The sequence below is a fragment of the Pelomonas margarita genome (genome assembly GCF_043555875.1).
Taxonomy (GTDB): domain Bacteria; phylum Pseudomonadota; class Gammaproteobacteria; order Burkholderiales; family Burkholderiaceae_C; genus Pelomonas; species Pelomonas margarita.
Genome location: NZ_JBIGHW010000006.1, coordinates 243,541 through 257,789, shown reverse-complemented (window position 1 = coordinate 257,789; position 14,249 = coordinate 243,541). Strand labels below are relative to the sequence as shown.

Below are 14,249 nucleotides of genomic sequence, written 5' to 3'. Positions count from 1 at the left end.
GCCCGGTCTGATCAGGCCTGTGTGTAGGCCGTCTTGACCGTCGTGTAGAACTCGGCGGCATGCCGGCCCTGCTCGCGCGGGCCGTAGCTGCTGCCCTTGCGGCCACCGAAGGGCACGTGATAGTCCACGCCCGCCGTCGGCAGGTTGACCATGACCATACCGGCCTGCGAGTGGCGCTTGAAATGCGTGGCGTGCTTCAGCGACGTGGTCGCGATGCCGGCGGCCAGGCCGAAGGGCGTGTCGTTGCTGAGTGCCAGCGCATGCTCGTAGTCGCGGGCGCGCAGCACGCTGACGACCGGGCCGAACACTTCCTCGCGGTTGATGCGCATCTCCGGCGTCGTGCCAGTGATCAACGCGGGCGTCAGGTAGAAGCCCGGCGCGCCGTCGGCGTTGGTCTCGATGCGCTCGCCGCCTTGCGCCAGCGTGCCGCCTTCGCCCTTGGCGATGCCGATGTAGTCGACGTCCTGGCCGAGCTGGCTGGCGTCGACGACGGGGCCGATGTCAGTGCCGGCCTTGCGGGCGTCGTCGATCTTCAGCGTCTTCATCTTCTCGACCATGGCGGCGATGAAGCGGTCGTGGATGCCCTCGGTGACGATGAGGCGGCTGGACGCCGTGCAGCGCTGGCCCGTCGAGAAGAAGCCGCTGTTGACGGCGGCGTTCACCGCGACGCCCAGGTCGGCATCGTCCAGCACGATCATCGGGTTCTTGCCGCCCATCTCCAGCTGGAACTTGGCCATGCGGGACACGCAGGCGGCGGCGACCTTCTGGCCGGTGGCGACCGAGCCGGTGAAGCTGACGGCCGCCACGCGCGTGTCGTGCAGCAGCTTCTCGCCGACCACCGAACCGCGCCCCATGACGAGGTTGAACACGCCGGCCGGCAGGCCCGCGCGCGACAGGATTTCGGCCAGCGCCCAGGCCGAGCCCGGCACCAGGTCGGCCGGCTTGAAGACGACGCAGTTGCCGTACGCCAATGCCGGGGCGATCTTCCAGGCGGGAATCGCGATGGGGAAGTTCCACGGTGTGATGAGGCCAACGACGCCAATGGCTTCGCGCGTCACTTCCACGCCGACGCCGGGGCGCACCGAGGGTAGGCTCTCGCCGCCCGGGCGCAGCGCCTCACCGGCGAAGAACTTGAAGATGTTGCCGGCGCGCACGACCTCGCCGATGGCCTCGGGCAGCGTCTTGCCTTCCTCACGGGCCAGCAGGTCGCCGAGCTCGGCGCGGCGGGCCAGGATCTCGGCGCCGACGGCGTCGAGGATGTCGAAGCGCTGCTGCGGCGTTGACAGGCTCCAGGCCGGGAAGGCGGCCGTGGCGGCCGTGATGGCCAGGTCGGCCTGGGCCGCATCAGCTTGGGCGTACTCGCCGATCAGGTCACGCGTGTCGGACGGGTTGATGTTGCGCGAGACGCTTTGGCCTTCCAGCCATTCGCCGTTGATGAGGTTCTTGAACATGGGTACTGCTTTCAGCGGTCGAGCGCGGGGCGCTTGGGGTTGAAGGTCCAGCCGGGGATCAGGTATTGCATCGCGATCGCATCATCGCGCGCGCCCAGGCCGTGCTGCTTGTACAGCTGGTGGGCCTTCTCGACCTCCGCCATGTCCAGTTCCACGCCCAGGCCCGGCTTCTTGGGCACCGCCACATGGCCACCGACGATCTGCAGCGGATCCTTGGTGAGCCGCTGGCCGTCCTGCCAGATCCAGTGCGTGTCGATGGCCGTGACCTTGCCCGGCGCGGCGGCGCCGACGTGCGTGAACATCGCCAGCGACACGTCGAAGTGGTTGTTGGAGTGGCTGCCCCAGGTCAGGCCCCAGTCGCGGCAGGTCTGGGCCACGCGTACGGAGCCAGCCATGGTCCAGAAATGCGGGTCGGCCAGCGGGATGTCCACGCTCTGCAGCGACAGCGCATGCTGGAACTGGCGCCAGTCGGTGGCCACCATGTTGGTGGCCGTGGGCAGGCCGGTGGCACGGCGGAACTCGGCCATCACCTCGCGGCCCGAGAAGCCCTCCTCGGCGCCGCAGGGGTCTTCGGCGTAGGCGACGACGCCGCGCATCTGCTGGCCCAGGCGGATGGCGTCCTTCAGCAGCCAGCCGCCGTTGGGGTCCAGTGTCACGCGGGCGTCGGGGAAGCGCTCGTGCAGCGCGCGCACGGCGTCCACTTCCTCATCGCCGCGCAGCACGCCGCCCTTCAACTTGAAGTCGTTGAAGCCGTAGCGCTCGCGCGCCGCCTCGGCCAGGCGCACGATGGCCTCGGGCGTCATCGCCGTTTCGTGGCGAACACGGCACCAGGCGTTGTCGGCGTCGGGCTCGCAGTGGTAGGGCAGATCGGTCTTGGTGCGGTCGCCGATGAAGAACAGGTAGCCCAGCATCTCCACCGACTCGCGCTGCTGGCCCTCGCCGAGCAGTGCCGCCACCGGCAGGCCCAGGTGCTGGCCCAGCAGGTCCAGGAAGGCCGACTCGATGGCCGCGGCGGCGTGGATGGTGGTGCGCAGGTCAAAGGTCTGCAGGCCGCGGCCACCGCGGTCGCGGTCGGCAAAGGCCTGGCTCACGCGCTGCAGCACGTTGAGGTGCGAACCCACCGGCTGGCCCACGACCAGCGGCCGGGCGTCCTCCAGCGTCTGGCGGATCTTCTCGCCGCCCGGCACCTCGCCGACGCCGGTGTTGCCGGCGCTGTCGGTGAGGATGAGCAGGTTGCGCGTGAAGAAGGGCGCGTGCGCGCCGCTGAGGTTCAGCAGCATGCCGTCGCGCCCGGCAACGGGGATGACGCGCAGCGCTTGGATGACAGGGGTTGAGGTCATGTCAGTTTTGTAGGGCGGGTCGCGACCCGCCGTTTGTGGGCGTTTCGCGGTCGCCGTTCGACGGTATCGGTGAGCCGAAACGGCGGGTCATGACCCGCCCTACGGCGCTTGATGGGGACAGCGAAGCCGGTACGGCGGTGGGTCTGTTCAATCCGCAGTGATCTTGCGATCGGTGATGACCTTCTTCCAGCGCTCGAACTCGGCGGCCTGGAAGGCGGTGAACTGCTCGGGCGTATTGGCCACGATCTCGAAGCCCTGCTCCAGCAGCTTGGGTTTCACGTCCGCCGCGTTCAGCGTGGCGACGATGGCCGCGTGCAGCTTGCCCTTGATGTCGGCCGGCAGACCCTTGGGCGCGGCCACCGCCTGCCACGAGTAGACCTGCAGGCCCTTGATGCCCAGCTCGTCCATGGTCGGCACGTCGGGCTGCACCGGCGAACGCTTGGCGCTCGTGATGCCCAGCGCGCGCAGCTTGCCGGCCTTGATCTGCGGCAGCGCGGTGTTGATGTTCATGAAGCTGGCGTCCACCTGGTTGCCCAGCAGGTCGGTCATCACGGGGCCGCCGCCCTTGTAGGGAATGTGCAGGCCGGAGGTGCCGGTCTGCTGCCAGAACAGCTCGGCGGTGATGTGGTCGCTGGAGCCGTTGCCCGACGACCCGAAGCTCATCTTCTCGGGGTTGGCCTTCAGGAAGGCGAGCACCTCGGCCATGGTCTTGTGCGGCGACGCGGCGGGCACCACCAGCACATTCGGCGCCTGCACGGCGACGGTCACGTAGTCCAGGTCCTTGGTCGGGTCGTAGGGCAGGTTCTTCAGCAGGTGCGGGCCGATGACCAGCGGGCCCAGCGACGTGACGAGCACCGTGTAGCCATCGGGCGCTGCGCGCTTGACGGCCGTGGTGCCGATGGTGCCGCCCGCGCCACCGCGGTTGTCGATGACGAAGTTGCCGCCCAGGCGCTCCTGCAGCTTGTTGCCCAGCACGCGGGCGATGGCGTCGGTGGAGCCGCCGGGCGGGAAGGGCACCAGCAGCGTCACGGGTTTGGCCGGCCAGGCCTGGGCCAGTGCGGCGCCGGTGGCGGCAAGGCTCAGCAGCACGGAGGTCAGCAGTCGCTTCATGGGTTGTCTCCTGGGGATGTGTTTTGTCGTGGTGGGGAGGCGGGCGCGTTACTGCGGGCCCAGCTTGGCGATCAGGGCGGACAGCGCCTCTACCTCGGCCGGCAGCAGGTCCGACAGCGGCGGGCGCACCGGGCCGGCGCTGTGGCCGATCAGCGTGGCGCCGGCCTTCACGATGGACACGGCATAGCCCTCGCCCTTGTTGCGGATGGCCAGGTAGGGGATGAAGAAGTCGCGGATCAGGCGGTCGCAGGTGGCCGTGTCGTTCGCAGCGTGCGCGTTGTAGAACTCCATCGCGGTCTTGGGGATGAAGTTGAAGACGGCGGACGAATACACCGGGCAGCCCATGGCCTTGTAGGCACCGGCGAAGACCTCGGCCGTCGGCAGGCCGCCGAGGTACGCGAAGCGGTTGCCCAGCGTCTGGCGGATGGCGACGAACTTCTCGATGTCGCCCAGGCCGTCCTTGAAGCCGATCAGGTTGGGGCAGCGGTCGGCCAGGATCTGCAGCGATTGCGGCGTCAGCTTGCAGGCGCCGCGGTTGTAGACGACGACGCCGAACTTCACGCTCTTGCAGACAGCCTCGACGTGGGCGATCAGGCCTTCCTGGCTGGCTTCGGTCAGGTAGTGCGGCAGCAGCAGGATGCCCTGCGCGCCCAGGCGCTCGGCCTCCTGCGCGTACTGGATGGCGACGCGCGTGCCACCGCCGGCGCCGGCCAGGATGGGCGTGCGGCCGCGGCAGGTGTCCAGGGCCACCTTGATGATGTCGGTGTACTCGCCCGGCTCCAGCGAGAAGAACTCACCCGTGCCGCCGGCCGCGAACAGCGCCGACGCGCCGTAGGGCTGCAGCCACTCCAGCCGGGCTGCGTAGCCCTTGGGGTCGAAGTTCAGTTGCGCGTCGAAGTCGGTCAGCGGGAAGGACAGCAGGCCGGCTTCCAGGACGGCTTTGAGTTCTTGGGGTGACATGGGCGGGTCTCCGTGGGGGTGATGACGAATAAGTTGTAGGTCATCGTACAACTTGGATCAAATCCACAATGATTGGGAAAAACCCGCAATTCGCTTTTCTTTGCGGGCCGAGCGCCGGGCCGCCCCAAGCCGGCCCGCGTTGGGCGATGTGCTTGCGGCTCAATGCCGCAAGCATCGCTGTCCCCTCGGGGGACCGGCTGGGCTCGCCAGCGTTCAGCGGGGCGAGACCGGACGAGGGGTCTCAGTTGCGCGTCGGCGGCGCTCGCGGCTGTTGCTGAGGTGGGTGCGCATCGCGGCGCGGGCCGACTCGGCATCCTGGCTGGCGATGGCGTCCAGGATGTTCTCGTGCTCGGTGTTGACGCGGCGCATGTAGGCCTGGCGCTCGGCACTCATCTCTACCGCCGGCTCCAGCCGCGCACGCGGAATGATCTGCGCGCCCAGCGTGGTCATCAGGTCGGCGAAGTGGCTGTTCTGCGTGGCGCGGGCGATCTCCAGGTGGAACTGGAAGTCCGCCGCCACCGAGTCTTGCCCGGCCTCGACGGCCACGATCACCGCATCCAGCGCCCGGCGCAGCGAGGCCAGGTTCGCCGGCGTGCGGCGCTGCGCGGCCAGGCCGGCGGCCTCGGTCTCCAGGCCGATGCGCAGCTCCAGCACCGCGATGACGTCCTGCAGCGTGCCGAACTGCTCCGGCGTGATCTTGAAGGACGGCCCATCGCCGGGCCCGAGCACGAAGGTGCCGATGCCATGGCGGGTCTCCACCAGGCCGGCGGCCTGCAGCTTGGACAGGGCCTCTCGCACCACCGTGCGGCTGACCTCGAAGTCCGCCATGATGGCCGCCTCGGTGGGCAGCTTCTCGCCGGCCTGCAACTGCCCGCCGCGGATGCGGTCGCTGAAACGTTCGACGAGTTCAAGGGCCAGCGTGCGCGGGCGGCGGCGGGCGGTGGAAGCGTGCATTCGCGGGTTTTCCCGGGGATTTGAATCAGGCAAGGCGTCTACAGTGAGGTGAGTTGTACGACAACTAGACGACGTACAACAGAAGCTGTCCCCACTGTAGCCACTGCGACGCCCGCCATGAATGCCGTAAACCCCCCGCTGACCCTGCGCATGCGCGACGAGGACAACGTCGCCATCGTCGCCAACGACGGTGGCCTGCCGGCAGGCACCGTGCTGCCGGCCGGGGTGCCCGGCGCTGGCCTCGTGCTGCGGGACAAGGTGCCGCAGGGCCATAAGGTGGCGCTGGTGGACATTCCCGAGGGCGGTGTCGTGCTGCGCTATGCCGTGCCCATCGGCTATGCACTGCAGGCTATCCCCGCCGGCAGCTGGGTGCATGAGCGTCTGCTGCAGATGCCCTCGGCCCGCGCGCTGGAAGGCCTGCCCATCGCCACTGTGAAGCCGCCGGTGCACGCGCCGCTGGAGGGCTACACCTTCGAGGGGTACCGCAATGCCGACGGCTCGGTGGGCACCCGCAACATCCTGGCCATCACCACCACCGTGCAGTGCGTGGCCGGCGTCGTCGCGCAGGCCGTGGCGCGCATCAAGGCGGAGCTGCTACCGCTGTACCCGAACGTGGACGACGTCATCGGCCTGGAGCACAGCTACGGCTGCGGCGTCGCCATCGATGCGCCGGACGCCATCATCCCCATCCGCACGCTCAAGCACATCTCGCTGAACCCCAACTTCGGCGGCGAGGTGATGGTGGTCAGCTTGGGCTGCGAGAAGCTGCAGCCCAACCGTCTGCTGCCGCCCGGCAGCTTCCCCATCGTCGACGAGCGTGGCGCGGACGCCGGCCCCGAAACGGTCTGCCTGCAGGACGACGCGCACGTCGGCTTCATGTCCATGCTGGACGACATCCTGCAGACCGCGAAGCCGCATCTCGCTCGCCTGAACGCGCGCCGCCGCGAGACCGTGCCCGCCGCTGAGCTCATCGTCGGCGTGCAGTGCGGCGGCAGCGACGCCTTCTCCGGCGTGACGGCCAATCCGGCCGTGGGCTTTTGCGCCGACCTGCTGGTGCGCGCCGGCGCCACCGTCATGTTCAGTGAGAACACCGAGGTGCGTGACGCCGTGGAGCAGCTCACCAGCCGCGCCGCCAACGACGAAGTGGCCCAAGCCATCATCCGCGAGCTCGGCTGGTACGACCGCTACCTTGATCGCGGCCGTGTCGACCGCGCCGCCAACACCACGCCCGGCAACAAGGCCGGCGGCCTGAGCAACATCGCCGAAAAGGCTATGGGCTCCATCATCAAGAGTGGCAGCTCGGCCATCAGCCATGTGCTGTCGCCCGGCGAAAAGCTGCGGCGCGACCAGCGCGGCCTGGTCTACGCCGCCACGCCGGCGAGCGACTTCATCTGCGGCACGCTGCAGCTGGCCGCCGGCATGAACCTGCACATCTTCACGACCGGCCGCGGCACGCCCTATGGCCTGGCCGAATGCCCGGTCGTCAAGGTCGCCACGCGCACCGACCTGGCGCGCCGCTGGCACGATCTGATGGACATCAACGCCGGCCGCATCGCCGATGGCGAGGCGACGATCGAGGAGACCGGCTGGGCCATGTTCCAGTTCCTGCTCGACGTGGCCTCAGGCCGCAAGAAGACGTGGGCCGAGCACTGGAAGCTGCACAACGCGCTGGTGCTGTTCAATCCGGCGCCGGTGACCTGATCACGATCTATGCTGGCGCCTCCATCACACGGAGGTCGCGAGTGAAGCAGGACAACCCGGTCGTCGTGTTCGACGGCGTGACCCAAGTCGTCGCCGAGCCCCTGCGCTTCAAGGCCAAGCTCGCCATCGGCGAGAACGCCTACAAGTCGCTGCGCATGATCAACCGCACCCGCGAGATCTGGGATGTGCTGGGCGCCGCTGGCGGCGGCGCCGCCTTGGCCAAGGCGGCCGCGATGGGGCTGGGCGCAGCCGCCACGCCAGTGGGCTGGATCGCCATCGCCGCGCTGGCGTCGGGCGGCGCCTGCTACGGCCTGTACCGCTGGATGGGCAACACCAAGGGCGAGCGTGTCATCGAGATCCCCAAGTTCCTGAACACGCCGCTGGACACGCTGGGCCTGGCGCTGTTCGACCTCATCGCGCCGCTGGCGCTGCGGCTGGCGGCGGTGGACGGCGCCATCGAGCCGGCCGAGCGCGCCGCGCTGGCCGCGCACCTGGTGGACGACTGGGGCCTGGATGCCGGCTTCGTGGCGCGCGCCATCGAGCGCATCGAGCCCGGCGTGCTGCAGGGCTCGGTGGACGAGATGGCGGCCGAGCTGTCCGCCTTCCTGCATGCCAACCCCGACTGCAACCACGCCGCCATTGCCGCCGACTTGGGCGACTTCCTGCGCCGGCTGCTGCAGGCCGGCGGGCCGCTGACGACGGCGGAAGAGGCTGCGCTGTCCGCCGCGATGGCCGCGCTGAACGAGGCGCCGGACACCACGCTGACCCGGGCCCTGGACGCGGCCCGCACGGGCGCCGGCAAGGCCGCCGGCCAGCTGGGCCAGACGGCCCGCGAGGCCACCGAATGGACCCGCGAGCGTCTGCCCACGCCCGAGGAGCTGCAGGCCGCAGCGGCGCAGGCGCAGCAAGCGGTGCAGCAGTCGGTTCAGAAGGCCGCGGCCTGGGCCCAGGACAAGCTGCCTGAGGCCGGTCAGCAGGTCGAGGGCCTGGCCAGAAAGTCGCTGGATCTGGCCAAGGAAGGCCTGGCCCAGCTGAAGCAGCGCACGCGGCGCTGACCCCGCCGCGGCGGTTTACTGCCCCGCGCGCACCAGCCGCAGCACGCGGTTGCCGGCGCTGCCGGACAGGCCCACGTTGCCGTCGGTGAAGTCCACATACCAGACGAAGCCGGCCACCGTCGCAGGCGAGGACGTCCAGGCGCTGCTGTTGGGCGTGCCGGGGAAGCGCGTGCGCTGGACGGCCGGGCTGCTGCAGCGCCAGTTCACCAGCGAGGCCAGCTCGTTGCGGTTGGGCACGCGCCAGTCGTTGTAGCCCTTGCCGGCGGCCGCCGCGTCGCCGTTGACGGCCGTGGCCCGCGCCAGCGCGGCCGAGAAGCTGGCGTGCGTCGTGGCCGTGCCGCTGCCGCAGCTGGCGCCGGAGAGGCCGTCCACGCACTGCATCCACATCAGGCCGGTGCGCAGGTCGCTGACCGTGCCGTTGCCGTGGTCGGTGTAGCGCGGCGTGGTGGCGTTGTCGCAGTCGGCGTCGGCGGCTGCGGTGCCGGCGACGAGGCGGGTCGCGAAGGTCTTGCCCAGCGGATTCGTGGCGGCCTCGAAGGCGAGTGCGCCGGAGCCGAAGTCCACCACCCAGTTGGCGCGCGTGTCGCCCGCGTAGGCGGTGCCGGTCCAGGACGGCACGGCGGCCGTGGTGCCGAGCTTGGGGTCGATGCGCGCGCCCGTGGTCACGCCGGCATCCACCAGGCTGGCCAGCTCGGCCGGTGTGGGCAGGCGCCAGTCGGTGCGGCCGCAGCGGCTGGCGGCGTTGGCGGCGTCGGCCAGCACCTGGGCGGCTGCCAGCGTGTTGGCGGTGGCGGAGGCGCTGTCCCACAGCAGGCCGGTCACCTGGTCCTGCACGCAGGCGCCGCCGTTGGTGGCGGCGAAGGAGAAACCGGCGCGGCCGTCGGCGGCGTCGTTGGTCAGCGTGCTGGCATCGCGGCCGGCGGCGCCGTCTTGGCCGGCGATGTCGGTGGCCGAGCAGGCCACCAGCGCGTTGGCCGTGTTCAGGCATTGCGCCACGCCGCTGTCGTTCAGCCCGCCGGCGGTGGTGTTGATGATGAGCACGCGGTTGGTCGTCGTGCGGCCTTCCAGCTCGGTCGTGATGTCCAGGCGCTCGTTGGGCTCGAAGGCCGTGTTGGCGCAGGTGGTGAGGGCCACGGTCACGCTGCTGGCGCCAGCCGGCACGCTGGCCGTGGCGCGGCTGGCGCTGATGTAGTCCACGCCCACGCTGTTGCAGCGGTCGCCGCCGGTGGCGTCACCGGTGACGCTGCCGGTCTGCGCGGTGGAATACACGATGTCTACCGGCCCGGTGGCGCCGGCCGCCAGCGTGATCTTCAGGCTCAGCGGGTTGCCGGCGGTGACCGGGTCGACGCTGACCGTCAGCGGCCCCTTGGGTGTGGGCGCGGGCGGCGGCGTGCTGCTGCCGCCACCTCCGCCGCCGCCACAGCCGCTGACGAGGGCGGCCGCGCCGAGCGCGCCGATCAGGGCCAGCGGCGACAACAGGCGGCGGCCGGTGGGGGCGGGCGGGGCGGTGAGCGGGCGCGGGGCGATGAGCGTCATGACGTCCTCCTGGGAGATGCGGATGCGGGCGACGGGGCAGGCGGCGTGGTCGACACCACGGCGGTGCCGCCGGCAAAAGACAGTTGCAGCTTGAGCTGGTGCTCGCGCTGGGCCTGGGCCTGCAGCGCGCGGGCCTGCTGACGGCCTGACTGCCAGCGTAGCAGCGCCAGCGTGACAGCCAGCAGCCGGGCCGTGCGCGCCGGCCACAGCCGGCACAGCGTGCGCAGCGCGTCGGCCAGCGGGCCCAGCGCCTGGTCGACCCAGCGGCCCTGCGGGTGCAGCAGCAGCCGGGCTTGCACTTCGGCGCCGGGCGGGGCGGCGTCCTGCACGCGGGCGATGAACTGCTGCTCGGCGCGGGCGCTGTCCAGCGGCTCGATGAACAGCACCTCGATGCGCGTGGCCGGCGGGCGGCCTTCGGCGTCGTCGGCCTGCTGGCGTTGTGTCAGCGCGCGCTGCGGGCCGAGGCCGGCCAGCACCCAGGCCTCGGCCTTGGCGCCGGGCAGGTCGGCAAAGCGGGCGGCCGAGGCCAGCTGGCGCAGCACGAACAGTCGGTGCACGCCGGCCGGTGCATCGAAGCCGGCCTGCACGCGGGCCTGCCAGGCGGTGTCGTCGAGACTGGCCTCGTGCGTGGTACTCAGCGTGGCGGCGTTGCCGGTGTGGCTGGGCTGTGCCAGCAGGCCGTGCTGGCGCCACAGTGCGGGGGCCAGGCCTTGCAGGCTGGCCCCGGCGCCGCCCAGGCGGTGCGCGCTGGCGGCCAGGCCCAGCACGCTGGTGCGGTCGGTTGCGCGAGTGACGGGGCTGATCGCCAGGCCGGCACGGGCCTGGATGGCCTGCGTCAGGTGCGGCAGCAGTGCGCGTTCGGGCAGGCGCTGGCTGATGGCGTCGTCCAAGTGCACCTGCGGGCCGGCGACGGTGTAGTCGCGCCCGGGCTGCAGCAGGTCGCGCACGGCCAGCGCCTGGCGCAGCAGCCATTCGCCGCGCTCGGCCGGGCGCCACAGCGGCGGCAGCGTCGCCAGCAGGCGGGTGGCCTGCGCCGCGCCCTCGGGCGTCCATTGCAGGCCGCGCTCGGTGCTCAGTGTGTAGTGGGCCGGGGCGGCCAGCGCGTCAGCAGCGCTGCAGGCCTGCTGCAGCGCCTCGCCGAGGGCGGTGCTGTCGTCGGGCACGGACAGCAACACCGGGTTGACCGCGTCGTCGAACAGCACGCGATCCAGCTCGTCCACCAGCAGCGCGAACAGGCCGCGCGTGACCAGCAGGCCGGCGCCGGTGTCGCCGTGCAGCCGCGCCTCCAGGCGCTGCGCGTCGCCGCTGCCGCGCTCGCGACGGTCGCGGGCCAGGTCGGCGGCCAGCCGGCGTGCCGGCACGATGACGACACCCGCCGCGTAGGCGCGGCGCAGCGCGCTGCCGCTGGCGTCCGAGCCGGCGGGGGCAGCGTCCACGCCCAGTGCCTCGAACAGCGGCAGCAGCAGCCGGCAGGCCTGGGCGGCGGCCTCGTCGTCGGCTGTCATCAGCAGGCAGGGCCGACCCGATGCGGCCCAGGCGGCGGCGGCCAGCGCGAGCGCGCGGTGGCGGTCGGCGGCGCGGGGCAGGGTGACGGCGCCTTGCTGCACCAGCGCACAGGCGGCGTCCAGCACGGCGGTGTCGAACTGCCAGGCATGCTGAGCGGCGGCCAGGCCCTGGGCCAGCGCGATGCGCTCGGCGGCGCCGTCCTCGCGGTTGAGCGCGCGGCGCAGCGCCAGGCCGGCGGCACGCAGGCTGGCCGGAGCGTCAAACACATGCGGCAGCGCGGCGTCCACGGCGGCGCGCAGCGCCGCGACGGCGGCGGCCCGGTCAGCCTCGCGCGGGGCCAGGCCGCGCGGCGCTGGCCGCTCCAGCGGCGGGCACCAGGGCGGGGCGAGCGCGGTGTCAGAGGCCATAGCGGGACTGCATCAGTTGCCGCACGCTGGCGACCAGCCGGTTGCCCAGCGGCTTCGGGGCGACGGGCACGCGCAGCACGCCGCTCATGCCGTGCAGGGCGAGGTCGGCCGGCAGGCCTTGCGGTTTGAACTCGGCCTGGATCTCGAAGAAGGCCTCGGCCGCCGTCGTGCCGGTGCTGTCGTCGGGGCGGATGGCCACCTCACCGCCGCCGCCGAAGCCTAGCGAGGGCGACATCAGCCGCTGGCGCTGGTAGGGCACCATGCGCAGGCTGGCGAGGTCCAGCGCGTCGCCGCGCCGGCCGGCTAGGCGCAGCTGGGCGGTGGATGCCGGCGGCAGCGCGCTGAGCTCGGCCGCGTCGGCCTGCGGCAGCACGGCGGCAAAGCGCAGCGCGCGGCGGTCCACCACTTCGCCCACGGGCTGGGCGCGGTCCACCCAGGCGCCCAGGCGCTCGTGCAGTGCCGGCGCCACCCATTCGCCATCCTGCGGCGCGCGCACGGCCAGCGAGGCGAGCAGCTTCTCGGTCTCGGCGCGGCGCGCCTCCAACGCTGCCAGCCGTGCCTGCAGCGGGCCCAGCTCGGCCGGCGTGCCGCTGAGCGCCAGGCCGAGCTGGGCGCGCGTCTCGGCGATCTGGCCCTGGATCAGCTCCAGCTGCAGCGACAGCTCGGGGCTGTCGAAGCGGGCCAGCAGTTCGCCCTGCTTGACGCGCTGGCCGTGGCGCACCGGCATTTCCTGCAGCCGCGCGGCGGCCTGCAGGTACAGCGGGCTGGTCTGGCGCGCCTCCAGCACGCCGGGCAGGCGCAGTGCATGCGGCAGCGGCAGCACGAACAGCAGCAGCCACAGCCCCAGCAGCATGCCGCCCATGGCCGCAACGGCGCGCGTGCGCAGCGTGCCCGAGGCCAGGCGCAGCCATGACCACAGCTTGGCGGCGGGCATCAGCACCATCGTGATGACGGTGGTGATGGCCATGATGACGCCGATGCCGAACCACTGGTCGGCCACGTACATCAGCACGCCCAGCGTCACCACCCAGCGGTACAGGAAGGCCAGCGCGCCGTAACCGGTGTACCAGGCGCGCTCGTGGCGGTCCTGCGCGGGCTCGGGGTGCTCGCGCTGGCCGAACAGGTGCTTGCTGCCGTAGTGCAGCCACTGCGCCTGGGCCTTCTGGTAGAGGTTGGGCATCTCCACCAGATCAGACAGGATGTAGTACGCGTCGTAGCGCAGCAGCGGGTTGCCGTTGAAGATCAGGCTGGACAGCGAGCCCACGATCATCACGTTGAAGGCCATGCTGTGCACCGTGCCGTCGGCCGTGGCGGCCCACACCACGCAGGCGATGGCGGCCAGGAACAGCTCGGCCAGCATGCCGGCCGCGCCGACGTAGGCGCGCTGCCATTTGTTGCGCAGTCCCCAGCTGGCCGACGCGTCCACGTAGGGCAGCGGCGCCAGCACCAGCACCATGACGCCGAAGGTCGGCACCTGGCCGCCGTAGCGCTTGCAGACGAAGGCATGCGCCAGCTCGTGCACCACCTTCACCAGCGTTGTGGCGAGGTAGAGCCAGGGCAGGTTGGACAGCGACAGCAGCCCCTCGCTGCCGTTGCCGATGGCGCCCCAGTGCTCGAACGCGGTGATCGCACCCCAGGCCACCACGGCCAGCCAGACGGCGCCGGCCAGGCGGCCGGTGCAGGCGCGGATGAAGGGCAGGATTGGGTCAAGCCACCGATCCAGCCCGAACAGCGGGAAGCGCCAGAACATGAAGGACAGCAGCTTGCCCATGAACTCGCGCGAGCGCTGCTTGCGCAGCCGCTCGACGATCGCGTCGGCATGCGGCTGCTCCTTGAAGTAGAGCAGGCTGGACAGGTGCAGCTGCGACAGCAAGCGCACCACGTCCTCCTGGCCGGGCGTGCCTTCGGGGTGGCGCCGGGCCAGGTCTTGCCAGACCTCGTCGACGGTGCGCTCGCCGTCCAGCGCGCGCAGGAATTCGTAGGCCTGAGGCGTGACGCGGAAGAAGCGGTGCGAGTAGCCGTCCTCTAGCAGCACCCAGGGCTGGCCGCGGTAGCGCTGGGCCTGGGCTTCGACCGTCGGCAGCAGCGCGACGCGGGACTGCGCGACTTGGTACCAGCTGTCGCTGAGCGTGCCCTGGGTCATGCTCGTGGCCCACTTGCCTCGGTGCATGCACGGCACGTGGCGGTGGCAGGCCGAGCGCCGGGCCGCTCCCAAGCCGGCCTGCGCGG

The 14,249-nt window shown here is 71.3% G+C and carries 10 protein-coding genes; 2 read left to right on the top strand and 8 right to left on the bottom strand.

Annotated elements, in window-relative coordinates:
• Positions 1–11 precede the first annotated feature (11 nt).
• The 5 genes from ACG0Z3_RS13295 to ACG0Z3_RS13275 all read right to left on the bottom strand — a co-directional run bounded on the left by ACG0Z3_RS13295 (position 12) and on the right by ACG0Z3_RS13275 (position 5,815).
• Entirely contained in the window at positions 12–1,451 is a 1,440-nt protein-coding gene (locus tag ACG0Z3_RS13295; RefSeq protein WP_394398111.1) for an aldehyde dehydrogenase family protein, read from the bottom strand.
• 11 nt (positions 1,452–1,462) lie between these two features.
• Positions 1,463–2,791: a glucarate dehydratase gene (gene gudD, locus ACG0Z3_RS13290; RefSeq protein ID WP_394398108.1), complete on the bottom strand. Its 1,329-nt coding sequence runs from the start codon at positions 2,789–2,791 to the stop codon at positions 1,463–1,465.
• A 147-nt stretch (positions 2,792–2,938) separates the two neighbouring features.
• A complete protein-coding gene (locus tag ACG0Z3_RS13285; RefSeq protein ID WP_394398106.1) occupies positions 2,939–3,901 on the bottom strand; it encodes a Bug family tripartite tricarboxylate transporter substrate binding protein in 963 nt (320 codons plus the stop codon).
• Positions 3,902–3,949: 48 nt separating this feature from the next.
• Positions 3,950–4,861: a 5-dehydro-4-deoxyglucarate dehydratase gene (gene kdgD / locus ACG0Z3_RS13280; RefSeq protein WP_394398104.1), complete on the bottom strand. Its 912-nt coding sequence runs from the start codon at positions 4,859–4,861 to the stop codon at positions 3,950–3,952.
• Positions 4,862–5,074: 213 nt separating this feature from the next.
• A complete protein-coding gene (locus ACG0Z3_RS13275; RefSeq protein WP_394398102.1) occupies positions 5,075–5,815 on the bottom strand; it encodes a FadR/GntR family transcriptional regulator in 741 nt (246 codons plus the stop codon).
• Between the two features lie 117 nt (positions 5,816–5,932).
• Here ACG0Z3_RS13275 and garD point away from each other — a divergent pair, with 117 nt between their 5' ends.
• Together garD and ACG0Z3_RS13265 are read left to right on the top strand one after the other, a co-directional pair.
• Complete coding sequence (gene garD, locus ACG0Z3_RS13270) at positions 5,933–7,516, top strand: galactarate dehydratase (RefSeq protein ID WP_394398100.1); 1,584 nt, start codon at positions 5,933–5,935, stop codon at positions 7,514–7,516.
• Between the two features lie 41 nt (positions 7,517–7,557).
• A complete protein-coding gene (locus ACG0Z3_RS13265) occupies positions 7,558–8,571 on the top strand; it encodes a hypothetical protein (RefSeq protein ID WP_394398098.1) in 1,014 nt (337 codons plus the stop codon).
• Positions 8,572–8,586: 15 nt separating this feature from the next.
• Here ACG0Z3_RS13265 and ACG0Z3_RS13260 read toward each other — a convergent pair whose 3' ends face one another.
• From ACG0Z3_RS13260 to ACG0Z3_RS13250, 3 genes are read right to left on the bottom strand one after another with little or no spacing between them, the layout of a single operon-like run.
• A complete protein-coding gene (locus tag ACG0Z3_RS13260; protein WP_394398096.1) occupies positions 8,587–10,107 on the bottom strand; it encodes an Lcl C-terminal domain-containing protein in 1,521 nt (506 codons plus the stop codon).
• The gene (locus tag ACG0Z3_RS13255; protein ID WP_394398094.1) at positions 10,104–12,020 is read right to left on the bottom strand and encodes a hypothetical protein; all 1,917 of its coding nucleotides are present in this window, start codon (positions 12,018–12,020) and stop codon (positions 10,104–10,106) included. Before ACG0Z3_RS13255 ends, ACG0Z3_RS13260 begins: the two co-directional genes overlap by 4 nt.
• Positions 12,010–14,190 carry a PqqD family peptide modification chaperone gene (locus ACG0Z3_RS13250; protein WP_394398092.1) on the bottom strand — a complete coding sequence of 727 codons (2,181 nt, stop codon included), beginning with the start codon at positions 14,188–14,190 and terminating at the stop codon, positions 12,010–12,012. The genes ACG0Z3_RS13255 and ACG0Z3_RS13250 overlap by 11 nt, the downstream gene beginning before the upstream one ends.
• Positions 14,191–14,249 lie beyond the last annotated feature (59 nt).

Bases quoted from the DNA above. Each gene is read 5' to 3' on its own strand.
- ACG0Z3_RS13285 (WP_394398106.1), bottom strand. From the start codon at position 3,901: ATGAAGCGACTGCTGACCTCCGTGCTGCTGAGCCTTGCCGCCACCGGC.
- ACG0Z3_RS13295 (WP_394398111.1), bottom strand. From the start codon at position 1,451: ATGTTCAAGAACCTCATCAACGGCGAATGGCTGGAAGGCCAAAGCGTC.
- ACG0Z3_RS13255 (WP_394398094.1), bottom strand. From the start codon at position 12,020: ATGGCCTCTGACACCGCGCTCGCCCCGCCCTGGTGCCCGCCGCTGGAG.
- ACG0Z3_RS13260 (WP_394398096.1), bottom strand. From the start codon at position 10,107: ATGACGCTCATCGCCCCGCGCCCGCTCACCGCCCCGCCCGCCCCCACC.
- garD (WP_394398100.1), top strand. From the start codon at position 5,933: ATGAATGCCGTAAACCCCCCGCTGACCCTGCGCATGCGCGACGAGGAC.
- kdgD (WP_394398104.1), bottom strand. From the start codon at position 4,861: ATGTCACCCCAAGAACTCAAAGCCGTCCTGGAAGCCGGCCTGCTGTCC.
- ACG0Z3_RS13275 (WP_394398102.1), bottom strand. From the start codon at position 5,815: ATGCACGCTTCCACCGCCCGCCGCCGCCCGCGCACGCTGGCCCTTGAA.
- gudD (WP_394398108.1), bottom strand. From the start codon at position 2,791: ATGACCTCAACCCCTGTCATCCAAGCGCTGCGCGTCATCCCCGTTGCC.
- ACG0Z3_RS13250 (WP_394398092.1), bottom strand. From the start codon at position 14,190: ATGCACCGAGGCAAGTGGGCCACGAGCATGACCCAGGGCACGCTCAGC.